Here is a 16,436-nt window from a genome sequence, read left to right on the forward strand (position 1 = left end):
GTTCAGAAGGTGGGTATGAGGGATTCGTTCACACCTTCTCAGGTGATTACTTCTTGCCCAGGAACTGTTGGACGTTGCTCTTGTCGACCAGCACGGATTCCAGGAACAGGTAAGGCCCGGAGGTGATGGCTGTCTTGGGCTGTTTCTTCACCACGATGGTGTCAATGGCATCCACGGCTTTTTGGCCCATCTGCTCGAAAGGCACGGACACAGTGGCCAGCAGGGACGAGGCGGGGTCTGCAATACGGCGATAGGTTTCAGGACCACCGTCTACCGATACCAGGGGAATCTGGCCTTTTTTGACGCCTTGCGCTTTCAGCAGATCGTCGATCACGTAGGCTTGGCCGTCAAAAGAAGCCCAGATACCTTGCACCTTGCCTTGGTTCTTCAGCAGCAGGGCTTGCATGCCGTTGCGCACATCGTCGCGCCAACTTTGGGTACGCGACATCGAAAACTTGCCAATCTCTTTCACGGCCTTGTTTTCGGAGAGCACGTCGTCCAGGATCTTGCCGCGAATGCGGGTGGCGAGGTTGAGGTCGAAGCGGGCGGTCAGGATGTCGCCTCTATAGTTCATCAGGCCCATTAGGTACAGCGCGGCATCGGCACCGATCTTGTATTCGTTGGTCTGAATGTCGAAGAGCGTGTAGGGGCTGGTGCCCGACATGATGGTGATCACCGGAATGCCCGCGGTTTTGGCGGCCTTGAACTGGGCATCGGCTTCCACAGGTTTGCCCATGGCCACGATGATGGCGTCGACTTTTTTGGAGATCAACGCATCAAACTGTTCAGCGTGCTTGGGCAAAGCGCCTTCGGAATTGAGCAGTGTGACGCCCCAGCCTTTGGCCTTTGCGGCCTGGGCGGCGGCGTTGGCCGCGCGGGCATGAGTTTCTGAAGCAAACTGGAAGCCAACGATGCCCACTTCAAAAGCTTGCGCTGCAGGAATGAATGCGACCGCGGCGGCCAGCGCCAAAAGCACTTTCTTCAAACTCTTCATCTCATGACTCCTTGGGTAATTTTTTGCTTGACGGAAAAAGACGTTAGACCTTGAAGGCAGCCTTTTTCAGCACACTGGCTGAGAAAGCTACCGAACCAATGATGATCGCGCCCAGCATGATGTCTTGAATGTAGTAAGGCGCGCCCAGCAGCACCAGGCCATTGCCCAGCACCTTCAGCACCAGCGCCGCAAAAACGGTGCCCGCGATATTGGGCTTGCCCGGCTCAAACATGGTCATGCCCAGCAGCACGGCGGCAATTGCATAGAGAAAATAGTCGCCGGCCATATTGGGGGCAGCTGAAGATAGGTTCGCGGCCAGCAGCATGGCCGTGACACCAGCCAGTGCACCCGACAACAACAGACCGATGCGTTTCATGCGAGCGGTGAGAATGCCTGATAGACGCGCGGCCTCTTCAGCCTCTCCTGTAGCGACCATATGGGCACCTGTACGCGTCCATTTGACCAAGCCCCAGGCAAAGGCTGTGACCACGATGAGCCAGAGAATCAGATGTGGAATACCACCCGTGCGGCCACGGGCCAGGCCGGTAAACGCTTCGGGCCAGCTACCTACAAAGGCCACCCCTCCAGTGATCATGAAACTCAGGCCCTTGGCAATGGCCGCAGTGCCCAGGGTCATGATGAGTGAGGGCACGTGCAGCCGGGTGACTCCAAAACCGTTGAAAACCCCCAGCACCGTACCCACACCAATCGCAGCAAGTGCGGCCATGGCTGGGTGGTATTCCTGTTGGATCAGCAAGCCGCAAACCACGGCAGCCAGGCTGGCGACTTCGGCCAGGGACAGGTCAAGTTCGGCAATCGTGAGTGCCAGCGCAAACCCCATCGAAAGAATGGCCAGGGTGCTGGTGTCTTTCAGAATATTGATGAGGTTGCCACTGCTCGCAAAATTGGGGGCAAAGATGGCAAAAAAGAGGATCAGCAAAAGACCGGCCATAGCCGTGCCGTAGCGGCTAATCAACTCTTGCCGTTGGAGGTTTCCCATGCGTTACTTATTTTTTGCGAAGGCGGAGAGACGCACCTGAATGTCGATTCCTGGAGGAGCGCGACGTTGCGCGTTCTAGATCTAGTCGATGCCCAGAGAGCGGCCAATGATAACTGTTGCTGAATTGGCCGTTTAGCGCCCAGGCAGGGAATTGGTTTGGGGTGTCAAAGCCACCAAACCAGCGGAGATAGGCGCCAAAGCTGCCTCACTGCGCTTGAACAATTGAAAGAGCGCGTCGTACGCCCCCCGGCGCGCGGAACGCGGCTCATACCGGGTGGCCACCGTGGCAAGTTGGTCTTGCGCCTCAGCCAACGAGGAAAAATGTCCTGCCCCGGTCCAGGCAATGATGGCCGCACCCAGCAGACCTGACTCCTTGGCCTCGCCCACCACCACCGGGCGGTTGCAGATGTCGGCTTTGATTTGGGCCCAAATGGGGTTAGCGGAAGCTCCCCCGCCGAAGCGGATTTCACTAACAGGCTGACCAAGGGCGCTTTCTGCCCGCTCCAACACGATCCGATTAAGAAACGCCACGCCTTCCAGCACCGCATAGGCCAGATCGGTGGCAGTGTGTTGTCGCTCCAGGCCGATGAAGGCGCCGCGCAGATCCGGGTTCCAGTAGGGCACCCGCTCCCCTTGCAGATAGGGTAAGAACAAGACTGGTTGAGGATGCCGGGGCAGGGTAGTTAAGTGGTCAATGCCCTGGGCTACGCCCTCAAAGCCACGTTCCGCACCACCCAGCACGCTCATTAGCCAGGCGGCTGTGTCGGCGCCGTTCTGGCTGGGGCCGCCGAGTTGCCAAAGCCCGCACCAATCGACGCTCATGAGCCCCTCTGCGGTGGCGGCCGTGGGGCCGACCACGCCGAGCACCTCGGTCGTTCCTGAGATGTTGTACGCATAACCGGCTCGCATGGCACCCAGACCTGTCACAGCCGCCCAAGTGTCATTGGAGGCGCAAAACACCGGTACGTCTTGCAAGCGGCCAAGGGCACCGGGTAGACCCGATTGAACCTGGGCAACCTGGGCGCAAGGGTCCATGGTGCCCGGGATAAGCGTTGGCTTCAGCCCGACCACCTCGAAGGGGCTTGGCCCGCCGGAAGGTTCTGTACAGGCGCACAGGCGCGCCATTGAGACCGGATCGCTCGCTCTCTGCCCCGTTAAACGGAAGTTGAGCCAATCCTTGGGTTCCAGCACGCAATCGATCACCTCAAAATGATGCCGTTCCTCCTCAGCCATCCACGCCAGGCGGGCGAGCGGGTGAAATGCGTTGATATGTTCGGCTTCTGGGTGATGGGCCAGTTGCGCCTTAAGGCGGGTGGCCACGGCGCCCGCGCGTGTATCTTTCCAGGTGATGGCCGGTCGGATGGCCTGACCTGCCGAGTTGAGAAGCACCTGGGTCCGCGTGAAGCCGCAAATGGCTATGCCTTCAATGCGGTCAAAAAGCTCAGGCGCTGAACTGGCGAGCCGGTCAGCGGCCTCTATCAAGTTGGTCCACCAGATGTCAGCATCAAACTCAGAGCGCCCCTGAGGGTCTACCGGAATGGAGCCCGCAATGATGGCTTCAGCTTGTGTGTTGCCTTGCGCATCGATAAGCGCAGCACGAAAACTGGTGCCGCCCAGATCGCAAGCCAGGACCACTTTCATGCTCATACTTTTTCAAACCGCAGGTTAAGCAGAACTTGACGTCCGGGGCGGTAGCAGGGGGATCTCAGCATCATGAAACGGGTCGCGTCGAAGCAGTTTGGGGGCAGGGGAACTGACTGGGTTACCCATTTTCGTTGATGGCGCGAACGAGTGGGACGCAGACGTCAACGACCGCGAGCTCACTGTGCTACCCCATTGCTGCCAATGGCAACAACAAATTCGCTCATCCGGATATATGAAGCACAGCTAGCTCGCGCTCAGCGCGCCTCTGCCAAAAAGGCCAGCAGCCGCGCGGTGGCGTCCTGGGTGATCTGCGGATCGTAGGTGTAACCGAGCGAAGTGAGCCCGGGCTTGTCCCAGCCGTGAGTAGCATTCGGGAACACGTGCCATTGCACCGGCTTACCCGCGGCTTTCATCTCGTCCAAAAGCGGGAAGCAGGGCGAGGGTGGCACCTCAGTGTCGCGCCCAGCCAGCAGCATCAGTACCGGGCGATCGATGTCCTTCAGCAGCAACGTGTAATTCTTGTATGCGCAACTCCCGTAGTTGGCCACCGTAGCGGCAAAGCGCGCTTCGGAGCCCACGAGTTGCGCGCTCTGCGGGGAGGCCAGCAGCGCTGACATGAAGGCACCCCAGCTGTAGCCCACCTGATAGATGCGCGCCTTGTCCACGAAAGGCTTCGACGCCAAGAATGCCAGCGCCGCATAGGCGTCTGCGATGCCGGTCGATGAGGTGGGAGTCCGCGCGCGGCAGTCGTCAAAGCCTCGTGGGCCGAAGCTATCCACCACGAGCACCACATGGCCTGCGGCCAGCAGCGACTGCGCGTGCCGCTTCATGTGGACGTTGGGCGCGCCTTTCAATCCACCGCAGGTGTGCATCAATACTGTGGCAGGAAAGGGCCCTTCGCCTGCCGGTTTGAATACCGTGTTGGCTACGTCAGTGAAAATGCCAATGGAGTCCTTTGCTTCAGCAGCGAAGGTCACTGGCTTCAGGTCAATCGATGCTCCCAGTTGCGCGCGCAGATCCTGCGCGTGAGCCGGCATCAAGGCCGCGGTGAGCCACAGGGTCACCAGTGCAGCTATTTGGTCATATCTTGGGTGCAGCCGCATAGAGTGCCTTATCTGGGTACATTGACATGCAGGCATTATTGTTAGCGGCGCTACGTTGTACAACCCCACAATCAGGGGGAGTGCCGGACGAATCAGCGAGATGACACGAGTGCTAGCCAGGCGGATGGCCACGCCGTGAGAAGCCCTATCCCTGATTTGGAACCCATCGCCCGTTAGTGCGTGAGGCCATTGCAACTCTGCCCTTGCCGTCGTCTGAGTTTCTGTACTTTGTATTGAAATGTAAGTATTATCCATTAACGTGTTCTCCGCTGAGCAACGCGCATTACAGGAGGAATTTCATGGGATGGGTGAACGTATTTCGCGTGCGTCAGTTGCGCTGGGCATTGGTTGCCATGCTTTCGTGTGGGCTATTGCCAGCATGGGGGGCCATCAATGTCATTGCACACTACTCTCTGGGTGAGGCGGACAGTGGTGCGGCCAACAATGCCGTCGTCGCGTCTGGCACACAGCCCACGACTGGAGCGACTACTCTTCCCGTGATCGGCGCCCCACAGTACTCAAACGCCGGGGCACCGCAACCTCGTCCGTCGCGGCTCAGCGTGCAATTCAATGGCAGCACCGATGGGTTTCGCGCTCCATCCGTGCTTACGACTGCCTCGGATAATTTTGGCATTGAGGCCTGGGTTCGAGCAAGTTCTACTGCAGGCAGCAGCCAAGTGGTTTACAACGGCGATTCCTCCACCAGCGGTGGGGGAATTTTTCGCAATGGTGCCTATTGGGGCTTTCTGTACGGCGGTCAGACATTGGAGCTGACGGCCACTCCCAGTGTCGATTTGAATACCTGGACTCACCTTGCCTTGGTCGTGAGTGGTGGCACCTCGACACTTTACAAGAATGGAGTAGCGGTTCATACCTACGCGGGACCACCTGCTGTGCCCGATGGCGCGTTCTCAATCGGCGTCGGAGCTACTTCGAACGGGGAGTTCTTCGCGGGCAATGTCGACGAGGTTCGCGTATTCACCTTTGCCGCAGGCGAGTTCATGACATCTGACTTGCTGTCTGGTTTGGCATACACCGATCCAGTCGCTGCGCCGGTCGTTGCGCCGGTAGCGGTGCCGGTCAATGCGCCGGTTTGGTTACTCGCTATGGCGCTGGCATTGTTCGCAGTCGGTGCCGCCGCCGTCCGTTCCCGTCGCTGAAGCTGATCTTGCTTGCCATGGCGTCCCTTGGACCGCCATGGCAAGCGCTTGCGTGGTGCCTCCGTCCACACTCGGCACACCAAGCGCGGAACGGGGTATCGCGCCCTCAGTGGACATTCGCACCCACCCAGCGACTATCTGATTCTCCAATTCGTGGCCATTGCAGAAAAGCGTATGCCAAGGCCATGACCGGAATCACATCCGACTGAACCACCCCATTTGCCTGTACCCTTGGGTAGATGACATCTGATACCCAAGAGCCTATTCAAGAAGCACGCCTGTGGAGCGACGAGCACTGGACCGCCCGTGTCATCAAGAACGATGACGATGATGGCTGGGCCGTGGCTATGTACCTGGACGGTGAGGCCGAACCCGCATTAGTAGGGCCCTGGACCATGGGCCGCGACAAGAAGAACCCCAAACCGCTGGATAAGTCGGCTTTCGACACCTTGGTGAAGACTGCCAAGGAAGTGATTCGCCGCTCCGAGCAGCATCTGCACGCGCAGTTGAACAAGAACGTTACCGTCACCGTGGAAGGCCAGCGCATTCGGGTGGCCTTGGGCATCGTGCCGGACGAGGAGGGCGCCACTGCCACACTGCGCGCTCTGGACGAATTCGGCGACGAACTGGCCTGTGTACCCGTTCCACCCACCTTTAAACTGACCGTGGACAGCGCACAGGCCTGGATAGCCGCCGGCTACGAGAAACCCTCACGATAGTCAACAAGGCTGTGACTGCGGTTGCTATGTTGTTACCTTCCGTAGGAACACCGTGCACCGCGTTCTATTTTCTCCAACCTCTTGCAACTGGCACTCGTCGCCACCGAAGCACGCGGGATTGTCGCTAGCCCTCTCGTAAAACGCTTCGAGTTCTACAAGTTGAGGCGGAAAGGGCCAGTGAGACATGAGAGCTAACGTTTGGTATGAACGGTGGGACTGCCGTGGTAGGTCCGCTCGATGGATGCGTTAGGCATTTACGGCAAACCCAAGGCGGCTAGATTCACTTTCAAACCACGCAATGTACTGATTGATGGTAGCAAGAACTTCCTTTAAAGGGGCACAGGCAGCAATGCCACGTCCGGGCTGGAAAGAGCGATTCAAGACACATACGACGTCACCCGGTTTGCACACAATGAATGACTTCCCTCCAATGTCAAATTGTTCGCCCCAATTCGTCAAGAAGTTGTATCCGCCCCACTTCTCCGCATCCCTTTCGCATTGCTCAAGAGTTCGATCGTCCTGTAGTTCTACGTCCCCGTGATAGCCATACAGCAGGCCATCCAAGTGGTTCCACAACTGAATGTCGGTCAAGCCGTTTAACTCAGTGCACCACAAGTGCGAAAGCGAACTTGCGAGTTGCTTGAATCCGCAGTAGCTTGGATACAGTGCGCAGAACCCCTCGTCGTAGTCGCCGATTCTTTCTCCTTCGCACCAGATCCGCATTCGTCCCCAGACAGCGGACGGCGCCTGAAGTGCAGGCTCTGACATGGTTTCTATCGCGAAGGCCTCTTTCACTCCAAAGAACATGGCTTCTGATGCTTAATGTTATAGCCAACCGGCGTGCTTTAGCGCGCCTGAGTTGAGCACAGTGTTAGGGGATAAGCCTGCATTACGGTAAAAGCTGTCAACGAACTGCGCCAATGGATCGTCCTGTACCGTTTTTGACAAAAGCTTGTCTATGGCCAATTGATGTGTACGGCGAGAGCTGGTTTTCTCTTCTGGGAGCATCTTGAACGTGCGTTCTTTACCAATCACCAAGACCTTGGGGCGAATGTGGCCGGCGCTGTCACGCTTGGGATAGGGCCCGCGCGACTGCATTGGGTTCCTCATGTGACCTAAGGTGCTCGCTCAGCGGGTGGCGAACCCGCCTTCTGCGGCGAAGGTTTTCGGAGCATTGGAGTCGGTATTCCAGCCGTTGTTGAGTTGTACGAATTTCGCCGTTGCCGGCTGACGTCATGTACCCCGCAGACCCAGCGAGACAAGTTGGGTGTTGCGGATACTCTTGACACAGATTCCGCATGCAAGAGGCGTGCTCTCTGATCGCGAAATAGACACTTCACGGCAGCGGCGTTAGACATCAAACATTCAACTTCAAACTGCTGACTTCGACTTCATGCGTCGTGACTCATTGATTGCTAAATCTTTTGGTGGTCGAGATGGGATTTCCGTGAGAGGTCCAATTGTCGACGCGGCCAATTCAATGGCCCATATCCTGGATTGCTTTTTCCAGCCCGACTTATTGGGGTGAATTTCATTGGCCCAGTCCTCCCGGCTGCCTGAGGTTCCTGGTTTTGCGGGAGTCAGGATGCCGGTGGTTGGTACAGCATAGACCCCGATGCGGCCAATGCACCAGCCCTGGATCGTCCGTTGTATCTCTTTGAAGAGTCCTTCGGTCAGCGACGGCCACAGTCTCTCATGTATGTGGTTTTTTTGGTAAGCGGCATACAACCACGGGCCGGAGATGCCCCGGAGGGCGGGCGCGTTGCGTGCCGTCGGCGTGTCGTAGCTATTCAGAAAAATAGGTGTTGAGGCGTTGCGGGAACTACTGCGGACTGCCTTATAAATCGTGTCGAAGTTGGGGTTCAGGTACTCATCAATTAGTGCGGCAACGGCCTGGTGGTTCACACAGTCATAGCCATCGGTTGGGAGCGGCAGGCCTGACATGTTTCGCAGAACTCCTTGGCCCGGACCTGGGTCTAGCGCAGCATCGATGAAGTCATTGCCGCCTGCACTGAAGAGAATGCCGGTGTAGGCGAATTCCCGGAGCCACCATGCGAATTCTCCTTGCATCACGTCGGTGATGCGACGCAAGGTGTGTCCTGCGCGGGAAATATTGATAGTGAGAGTGGGTCGCTCTCGCCGCCCCATCTCCCGTGCCAGATACTCAGGCAGTGAGCCGGACACGGGTGTGCTTCTGTCCATCCACGAATCACCTTCGGCTAGGTATCTGTATGTGAACGGGCCTTGCCCTTCCACATCAGTGGGATTGCGAAGGTAGTCCCCTCCGGTCACGGTGATGGATGCCATTGCTAACCTCTGTGAGTTGCGGCGTTTTGCTAGTGTAAGGTTACATCGATTCTCCTCTCCAACTTACTCGTCGTAGCGTTGTTTCCGTTGGTTTGGGCGGACCGTTTGACCCGCCACTGGAACCGTGATCAGACCTGCGGCACCATCGCTTGTATCTCTGAGTCAATGAGTTGAACGGTGACAGCCAGATACTGAATAAGCACTTGCCGTGGGGAGGGAGGCCTTAGGGAGTAGCGGCAGATATCATCCTTGAAGCAACATTCGACCAGTTCCAGGACCGGGAATTGGCCCTGCCACTCCTCACGACAACGGTTATTTCGTCATCAGCATTCGCGGGCGTGGTTGGTCGATTGACGCCTACGGACGCTGTTTTGGGAAACTCTGCAAAACCCTCGTAACCCCGGCTACTTGAGTCTGGCCGGATAGTGGAGGATCGAGAGATGACTCAAACGCGGATACCGCTGGAGCCACTGCCCAAGAAACCACGCAAGGAAGTCTTTCTTGAAGAGATGGCCCAGGTTGTTCTGTGGGTTGCGCTGATTCTGCCGAGATAGCACGAAGGGCAAACAGGATCCTCGCTTATTTCCCCCTGATACCCAGCAGCTCCACCTCGAAGTTCAAGGTCGCATTGGGCGGAATCGTGCTGCCTGCGCCCCGTGCGCCATAGGCAATCGCGGGCGGGCAGGTCAGTTTGGCTTTGCCGCCGACCTTCATCATCTGCACACCCTCGGTCCAGCAGAGAATTACCCCTTGCAGTGGAAACTCAATCGGCTCACCACGCTTGTAGGAGCTGTCGAATTCCTTGCCGCTGTCAGGGAAGGTACCTTTGTAGTGCACCTTGACGGTGTCGCTGGCCTTGGGATTGGCACCGGTGCCTTCCTTGACGCTCTCATACACCAGGCCGCTCTTGGTGGTGACGGGCTTGCTTTGCGCCTGCGCGAAGCCGGCAGCCAAGGCGAGAGCCGCGCACACGGCGCTGGCGGTCAATGCTTTCATAGGAATTTCCACTTTCAGATAAAAACTACATTCTGCACTCGTTTGCGTACCGGGCCGGAGCTCGCCCCCCAGGGCGGCTGTTCGTACACGATGGCTGCCAGTCCGTCGTCCGCTTGGAATTGATTCCCAACCCCAGCAGCAAATTTGATGGCGGTCAGCCCTCGAGTTGACCAAAAACAATGGCATAATCCTCAGTTCCGGAGCGATGACCGAGTGGCCGAAGGTGCTCCCCTGCTAAGGGAGTATGGGGTGTAGAGCCTCATCGAGGGTTCGAATCCCTCTCACTCCGCCAAGATAAAGCCTAAGTGATTTTTAATCACTTAGGCTTTTTTCTTGCGCTTTCCGCCCCCCGCCTTCCGCCTTGATTAGCCAGGACACCGGGGCGCACAGGCGGTGGAGAAAATCGGGACATCTGAGATAGACGTCGGGAATGGCGCGACAAGAAAGGATTGGATCCGTTTGTATTCAACTCGTTTGTATGACGTGCGTGTTCTCCTCGCGTCCCCTGATGCTCCGGCCTTATGGGATTATTCGATCTGGAAACGTCTGGTGCCGAGCCTGACGCCGCTTCTTTCGTCTGAGCGCGGGCGGACATCGCTACGGATGACGCAAACCGACACGCAGCAATCCGGCTCTCCCAACCAGGCACGTGTACGGTTTGGCCCCATCGGTTGGAATGAGAAGGCCCATCGGAAATGGACGCACCGGTCGCCTGATACGGTGGACGAATCCGACCATTGGGATTTTTACAGCTTCTCGGCATGGTCGCCAGGGCCAGGTAAGTGCGCAGAGTGCCCACCAGACGGCTTCATGGCGGTGGTCAATGAGATCAGCGCCGATAGCGGGCTGAAACGCGGAGACTGCCAGTTCGCCTATAGCGTTCTAGTTGCACTGGCGTGTGACGTTCCGAATGCAGAATCCACCATGGACACGGCTTTTTCGACTCTCAGTGCAGAAATTTCGTCCGTGCTCAAGGCTCGGACGCGGCGCGCATGGAGTCCGACCTCACCTTGCGTGCGAACTGGACAGCATATCCAATCCCTTACCGATATGGATGCCTTCGGCGCTCCTTTTGTCCTCGGCCCCACGCAAAAGTCAGCACCATCCTTGAGTATGCTCTTGGGCGAATGGGAGGCTGTGTCGTAACTCATGGCATACGATCGAATAGATTGGCACTCTGGCGGAGATTTCCCCAAAGATGTGCCGGAGACGAACGGCGGAATTCATATCGGGATGTTCCTGGCCTGGATGATTAGCCAGAACCTGGTGAGCGACTTCCATCGCGAGGAATCAGCGGACGAAATTCGGCGTCTGAAAGGCCGAGAAATCACAGGCCTTCAGTTTCTGACAGCAGCTTGCGATGGCAAATTTTGGGAGGATGATCTTAACGATCAGGGTAATGCGTTTTCGGTCGATTACTACGACGCGAAATCAGCATTCGCCAAACAGCATGGCAGTTTCATTGAGGATTATTGCGACGTCTTCGACCGTTATGCAGAGGCGAATGGTTTCGAATACCCAAGTGCCTACCATGTCGAAAATACGTGGGAAAATTTCGACCGCTTGAAACCGACGCTTGATCAGCGTTTTAGCGAGTGGCTGGCTTGGTCAGCCGACCCGGCCAACCGGCAGCTTGATCCCAAAACCCAATTCCTGCACGCCTGCCAGGAGATCGGCAAATTCATCACGCCACATGGCTTCAAATCTAACAAGGCTGGAACTGTATGGAAGAAGACAGCGGCTGATAAAGACACTGTCTTCGAGATTTGCTTCGAGCCTGAGCGATACAACTCCCGCAGCGATGTGCGCCTAACGGTTGCCCTTTTCATCGCTAGCAAAACACTCAGAAAATGGCACGCGGAAACCATAAGCCTGCCACGCGACGATGGCTTGGTCTTATGCGGCAAACTCTGCCGACCGGACAAGTACTCCCGGCCCATCATCTGGCAGGTTGCCGGCTTAAATGCGCATGCCTCCATTGGCGAAATATGCCGATTACTCGACGAGCGCGCGCTGCCACTGTTTGCCCTATTTGCTGACCGCCCCCGGGCTCTGGAGCATCTGGCTGAGCACGGCAGTGGCTTCTCCGGTATCTGTGATCCAGAGGTGACTCCGCTAGCGTTCCTGTTGTGTTTTGGAACGCGAGATCAGGCACAACGGTTTTTTACAGGCTACGTCAACAGCCGCCCATCTCCATGGCGGCGTAACATCATCAAAACTTTTGAGAAGCTCTCGGCAGGTGAGGTCTGGGACTATTCGTCCTATTCTCACGAAAGCGATGTAAAGCTGGCCTATCAAAGTGGGCTGATATTGCCGCAATCATCCTAATTGCCGCTAAGCCACCTGGAGACGATTGATCTCAGTGTTCCGCGCACGCTCCTGGCCTTCGCTTTCAAGCACGAGCGTGTCTCGCCCGGTTTGCGACTACCAGTCCCGCCATTCCAACGTCACGTCGAACCCATCCTCAAACTGCAAGCCGGTGTCACGCAAAATCATCTGAAGGTACGGCACCAGTTCCTCACGCTCAGTCGTTTCGATGAAATGCCCGTTTCGGCGGTTGAGGCGGTTCAGATTTTTGACTGTCTTTTTGAGGGCGTTGATGATCTGCTTGGGAGACCGCTTTTCCACGGCCTGCCCAACAGACGCAAACAACGCATTGATCTCATCAGCTGTCAGTTGGAGATTCGCATCGCTGAAGGCACTATCGCCCTCTGCCATGCGTTGCCGCCAATGATGAAGAGGGCTAGCGCTTCGCCATTGTTCAATGCTGGCGTCCAAGACCGGAACGAGGTTGGCCTTCTGGGCATCCAGCCCATCATAAAAGCGTAGCCGGGCCATATCCGCGGGATCGACAGCTTCAATTTTTAGAAAAGAGAGATGGTTAGATGGCTCATCGAAAACTACCGTAACCGAGAGGTCATCATGGAAAAATGATCGCGAATGCGAAATGGCGCCATCATAGGTAAGCTTGCTCTTGTCGAGCAATCGCCCGATCTTGAAGCCTCTTATATCTGTGCCCATTTCCAAGCCATAAGGAAGTGGCCCCGGATATCCCGCTCGCACAATGATATGGGCCACGTACAGCGGGCCGCCACGCTGTCGAACCTTGGCGTGAAGATCGACGATCCATTTCACAGGGTCGAGTACGTAGAACACGCTGATCGGTCCGCCGAACAATTCGAGGTTCCGGGTATGGGCTTCCTCAAAAAATTCGCCAGGGCATTGAGCTTCCCAAGACCGTCTGGCCTCCTCAGTCTCTTCGTAATCGATCAGACTGTAGCGCCGGATGAATTCCTGAACCAATGGGTCATCAATGCAGCGGCCAACGAGGTCAGGCAGGTTGATATTTTCTTCCGTCAATCTGATCTGTCCTTGCTTGCAGGATTAGCCATTGGCTCCGATTTCACGAATGGCCTCTATAACTGCCTCTGGGAGCCCTTCATCGAACCTCTCAAGATCGTCAAAGACGACGGCTTCTCCATCGGTAGCTTGATACATGAGTTCGGAAACGGCTCGCTGCACGGGACCCAGTCTTTCATATTCGCCGGGCGGTACACAGCTGGTCCACGGATCGAATTTCAGCGTTGTCGCTTGATAGAAACCCTCTCTCACGCGCCGCTCGATTGTCCAGATCAAGGCATTAGAACCTCTCTGAAAGTCGCGAACTTCTTCTTCCGACACTCGAAGAAAATAATCCGCCCCCAGCATCCAAAATATCAGGACTGCCGTCGCCTGATCAGTTTTCGGATCGGCGACCAAAAATTCCAATGCGCGTCTATTGCCATCGTAATTAGACTGAGCTGCATAGATATGCCTTTGCGACGAGGTGGCTTCGGCAAGATACTGGCGCAGCACATCCCAAGCATGTTCTTCGCGCTCACTCTTCAGCCGGGCCATTGTTTCGCGCTGCTGGTTTGCCTCCGCCCTGTACTGATTCCTGAGTTGCTTACGCCGTGACCGGTCTCCATCCAATATTTTTTCCATAGGCGCCTCAATCATTGAGCGCTACTATTTTCGCAAAAATTCCCGACTTCTGAACCGGTCTTTTCGCCTTGCATTCCATAGCAAGCCGCCTGCCCCGATCCACATTAGCAGCTTGCCTATCGATTTATGCAGAGGGCCCCCAGGTCTTCTCGCTCAGCCGTGAAACCAACTGGCAGGTACTGTTACGAGTTGCGGGAACAGCACCATCAGGAACATGACTGCGAATTCGGCCAGCATGAAGGGCATGACGCCACGAGTGACGTCGTCCATCTTCATCTTGCCCACCCCAGCCACTACGTTTAGAACGACCCCTACGGGCGGGGTGATGAGCCCAATGGAATTGTTAATGATGAACATCACGCCGAAGTAAACGGGGTCTATCCCGGCGGCTTTGATCACTGGCATCAGCACCGGTGTCAGGATCAGAATCGTGGGTGTCATGTCCATGGCTGTACCCACGGCCATGACCAACAGCATGATCATGATCATCAGCAAGATCTTGTTGTCCAGGAACGGCTGGAGCAGGCCCACCACCTTGGAGGGAAGGTCAGCCACCGTAATAAGCCAGGCGCTGACCATGGCTGCAGCGATCAGGAACATCACCACCGCGCTGGTTTTCGCTGCGCCCACGAAAACCTTATACAGCTCCGCAAAGCTCAGTTCGCGGTAGACGAACGTGGCGACGCAGAAAGCATATACAGCGGCCACCACGGCTGCCTCGGTAGGCGTAAACACGCCCATGCGCAGACCTACGAGGATGATTATCGGAAGCATTAAGGCCCACGCTGCCTCGCGCGCGGCAGCCCAGATTTCACCGACTGATTTACGCGGAGGTGGTTCGATCTTTTCGCGCCGCACCAGCCAGGCCCAGGTAATCCAGAGCGCACCGCCGATCATCAGGCCTGGAACGATCGCCGCCATGAAGAGCTTGGAGATCGATACGTTGGCCGCCACACCAAAGATCACCAACCCAATGCTGGGCGGGATGACCGGTCCGATGACTCCCGTGGCTGCAATCAAACCTCCGGCGCGTGCTTTGTCGTGCCCGGCTCTGACCATCATAGGCAGCAGAAGGGCAGTGAGGGCTGCTGCATCCGCAACTGCCGAACCAGACAGAGCTGAAAGCAAACAGCCAGCCATGATGGTCACGTAGCCGAGGCCGCCGCGTACGTGCCCAACCAGCGCCAGCGCCAGATTGACAATGCGCTTGGACAAACCACCGGCATTCATGATCTCGCCGGCCAGCATGAAAAATGGCACCGCGAGCAGGGGGAAGCTGTCTGCGCCGCCGATCAGGTTTTGTGTGAGGATCTGGGCATCAAACAAATCAAGCTGCCACATGAGCGCTACGCCGCTGGCCAGCAAGGCGAAGGCAATGGGCATGCCGATGGCCATGGCCAAAAGCAGGGAGCCGATGAAGACGATGATGGTCATGGCTGGGGCCTCTTGTGCTGGCCATCAAGGCCGTCTGATGTGTTCTGAGGCGCGAGCACTTGTGCGAGCACACCCGCTTCTTCGGATTCCTGAATCGTCACGAGCTGATCTTCGGAAAGCTGGCCGGTCAGCAGGCGATACAGCTCCAGCAACAATAGAAACCCCCCGCATACCGCGAATACGATGCCTGATACATAGACCACGGCCATGGATAGGCCCGTGACCGGCGCTTGCACATCCCAATTGATGCGAGTCTGCGTGACGCTGCCTTGGTAGAGCAGCCACAGCATGTAGAGCATCAGAAGATGGCTGATCAAATAGCAAGCTTTCTTGCCCCAGGCGGGCAGGCGGTTCACCACCATGTCAACGCCAAGGTGAGCATGCTCCTTGAGCGCCACGATGGCGCCCAGGAAGGTGATCCAGATGAAGAGCCAGCGCGAGACTTCTTCGGACATCGTGATGCCCGAATTAAAGCCGTAGCGCAGGACCACATTGCCGAACACCAGCACTACCATCACTGCCAGCATCAGCGCGATTAACGCCTCCACTACGTGGCAGACGCCATCAATCCATCTATTCATCTTCGTGCTCCAAACGCCAACTGCGCTCACAGGCGAGCGCAGTCATGTCTTCAGTGGATCATTCAGCCCTTAAGCCGCCGCTCGGTTGATCTCCACCAGCGAGCGCAGTGCCGCCAGGTAAGACTGCGGACCCAGCCCCTGTATGGTTCCTCGCACTGCAGGCGAAATGATGGAATGGGTACGCCAAGCCTCACGTGCGGCGATGTTGGACATATGCACCTCAATCACCGGAAAAGGCATGGCCTTGATAGCGTCATGCAGCGATACGCCATGCTGAGTGAGCCCCGCAGGGTTCACCATCGCACCCTGTGCGTTGTCGATGTGCAGATGCAGAAAATCGACCAGTGAGCCTTCGTGGTTCGACTGGATGGTTTCTACCTCCACACCCAACTCCTCAGCCAGCGTGGCGATCCGAGCATCAATCTGCGCAAGCGTGGTGGTGCCGTAGATATGTGGCTCTCGGCGCCCAAACAGGTTCAGGTTGGGGCCGTGCAGTACAAGCAGTTTCATGAGT

17 protein-coding genes and 1 tRNA gene are annotated in these 16,436 nt (G+C 56.8%); 5 read left to right on the forward strand and 13 right to left on the reverse strand.

Annotation, left to right across the window (positions count from 1 at the left end; translation table 11 throughout):
- Positions 1-46: 46 nt before the first annotated feature.
- The 4 genes from G518_RS0131055 to G518_RS0131070 form a co-directional block, all read right to left on the reverse strand.
- Positions 47-994: a sugar ABC transporter substrate-binding protein gene (locus G518_RS0131055; protein WP_036596643.1), complete on the reverse strand. Its 948-nt coding sequence runs from the start codon at positions 992-994 to the stop codon at positions 47-49.
- A 43-nt stretch (positions 995-1,037) separates the two neighbouring features.
- Positions 1,038-1,994 carry an ABC transporter permease gene (locus tag G518_RS0131060; RefSeq protein ID WP_036596645.1) on the reverse strand — a complete coding sequence of 319 codons (957 nt, stop codon included), beginning with the start codon at positions 1,992-1,994 and terminating at the stop codon, positions 1,038-1,040.
- Between the two features lie 132 nt (positions 1,995-2,126).
- Positions 2,127-3,641, reverse strand: a complete 1,515-nt coding sequence (locus G518_RS0131065; RefSeq protein WP_245598215.1) for a xylulokinase — start codon at positions 3,639-3,641, stop codon at positions 2,127-2,129.
- A 251-nt stretch (positions 3,642-3,892) separates the two neighbouring features.
- Positions 3,893-4,741 carry a dienelactone hydrolase family protein gene (locus tag G518_RS0131070; RefSeq protein WP_028605799.1) on the reverse strand — a complete coding sequence of 283 codons (849 nt, stop codon included), beginning with the start codon at positions 4,739-4,741 and terminating at the stop codon, positions 3,893-3,895.
- Positions 4,742-5,040: 299 nt separating this feature from the next.
- On the opposite strand from G518_RS0131070, the gene G518_RS0131075 reads away from it, so the two are divergent.
- Together G518_RS0131075 and G518_RS0131080 are read left to right on the forward strand one after the other, a co-directional pair.
- Complete coding sequence (locus tag G518_RS0131075; RefSeq protein WP_028605800.1) at positions 5,041-5,901, forward strand: LamG domain-containing protein; 861 nt, start codon at positions 5,041-5,043, stop codon at positions 5,899-5,901.
- Positions 5,902-6,140: 239 nt separating this feature from the next.
- Entirely contained in the window at positions 6,141-6,620 is a 480-nt protein-coding gene (locus G518_RS0131080) for a hypothetical protein (protein WP_028605801.1), read from the forward strand.
- Positions 6,621-6,866: 246 nt separating this feature from the next.
- On the opposite strand, the gene G518_RS0131085 is transcribed toward G518_RS0131080, so the two are convergent.
- From G518_RS0131085 to G518_RS0131105, 4 genes are all read right to left on the reverse strand, one after another.
- Entirely contained in the window at positions 6,867-7,427 is a 561-nt protein-coding gene (locus tag G518_RS0131085; RefSeq protein ID WP_028605802.1) for a hypothetical protein, read from the reverse strand.
- Positions 7,428-7,445: 18 nt separating this feature from the next.
- Positions 7,446-7,718 (reverse strand): hypothetical protein, encoded by a 273-nt coding sequence (locus tag G518_RS0131090; RefSeq protein WP_028605803.1) that lies wholly within the window; start codon positions 7,716-7,718, stop codon positions 7,446-7,448.
- 273 nt (positions 7,719-7,991) lie between these two features.
- On the reverse strand, positions 7,992-8,711 hold the full coding sequence (locus G518_RS0131095; RefSeq protein ID WP_169458031.1) for a hypothetical protein: 720 nt from the start codon (positions 8,709-8,711) through the stop codon (positions 7,992-7,994).
- A gap of 795 nt (positions 8,712-9,506) precedes the next feature.
- Complete coding sequence (locus tag G518_RS0131105; RefSeq protein WP_028605805.1) at positions 9,507-9,923, reverse strand: FKBP-type peptidyl-prolyl cis-trans isomerase; 417 nt, start codon at positions 9,921-9,923, stop codon at positions 9,507-9,509.
- 199 nt (positions 9,924-10,122) lie between these two features.
- On the opposite strand from G518_RS0131105, the gene G518_RS0131110 reads away from it, so the two are divergent.
- The 3 genes from G518_RS0131110 to G518_RS0131120 all read left to right on the forward strand — a co-directional run bounded on the left by G518_RS0131110 (position 10,123) and on the right by G518_RS0131120 (position 12,251).
- Positions 10,123-10,215 (forward strand) — tRNA-Ser (locus tag G518_RS0131110).
- A 167-nt stretch (positions 10,216-10,382) separates the two neighbouring features.
- Positions 10,383-11,069 (forward strand): hypothetical protein, encoded by a 687-nt coding sequence (locus tag G518_RS0131115; RefSeq protein ID WP_156909613.1) that lies wholly within the window; start codon positions 10,383-10,385, stop codon positions 11,067-11,069.
- A gap of 3 nt (positions 11,070-11,072) precedes the next feature.
- Positions 11,073-12,251: a DUF7832 domain-containing protein gene (locus G518_RS0131120; protein ID WP_028605807.1), complete on the forward strand. Its 1,179-nt coding sequence runs from the start codon at positions 11,073-11,075 to the stop codon at positions 12,249-12,251.
- Positions 12,252-12,347: 96 nt separating this feature from the next.
- Here the strand turns inward: G518_RS0131120 and G518_RS0131125 are convergent, their stop codons facing one another.
- From G518_RS0131125 to G518_RS0131145, 5 genes are all read right to left on the reverse strand, one after another.
- A complete protein-coding gene (locus G518_RS0131125) occupies positions 12,348-13,226 on the reverse strand; it encodes a hypothetical protein (RefSeq protein WP_156909614.1) in 879 nt (292 codons plus the stop codon).
- Between the two features lie 81 nt (positions 13,227-13,307).
- Positions 13,308-13,907 (reverse strand): DUF4274 domain-containing protein, encoded by a 600-nt coding sequence (locus G518_RS0131130; RefSeq protein ID WP_169458032.1) that lies wholly within the window; start codon positions 13,905-13,907, stop codon positions 13,308-13,310.
- Positions 13,908-14,060: 153 nt separating this feature from the next.
- On the reverse strand, positions 14,061-15,341 hold the full coding sequence (locus tag G518_RS0131135) for a TRAP transporter large permease subunit (RefSeq protein ID WP_028605810.1): 1,281 nt from the start codon (positions 15,339-15,341) through the stop codon (positions 14,061-14,063).
- Entirely contained in the window at positions 15,338-15,922 is a 585-nt protein-coding gene (locus G518_RS0131140; RefSeq protein ID WP_028605811.1) for a TRAP transporter small permease, read from the reverse strand. Before G518_RS0131140 ends, G518_RS0131135 begins: the two co-directional genes overlap by 4 nt.
- 69 nt (positions 15,923-15,991) lie before the next feature.
- Positions 15,992-16,432 carry a type II 3-dehydroquinate dehydratase gene (locus G518_RS0131145; RefSeq protein WP_028605812.1) on the reverse strand — a complete coding sequence of 147 codons (441 nt, stop codon included), beginning with the start codon at positions 16,430-16,432 and terminating at the stop codon, positions 15,992-15,994.
- Between the last annotated feature and the right edge of the window lie 4 nt (positions 16,433-16,436).

Origin of the sequence: Ottowia thiooxydans DSM 14619 (genome assembly GCF_000422885.1) — a bacterium.
Lineage (GTDB): Bacteria > Pseudomonadota > Gammaproteobacteria > Burkholderiales > Burkholderiaceae_C > Ottowia > Ottowia thiooxydans.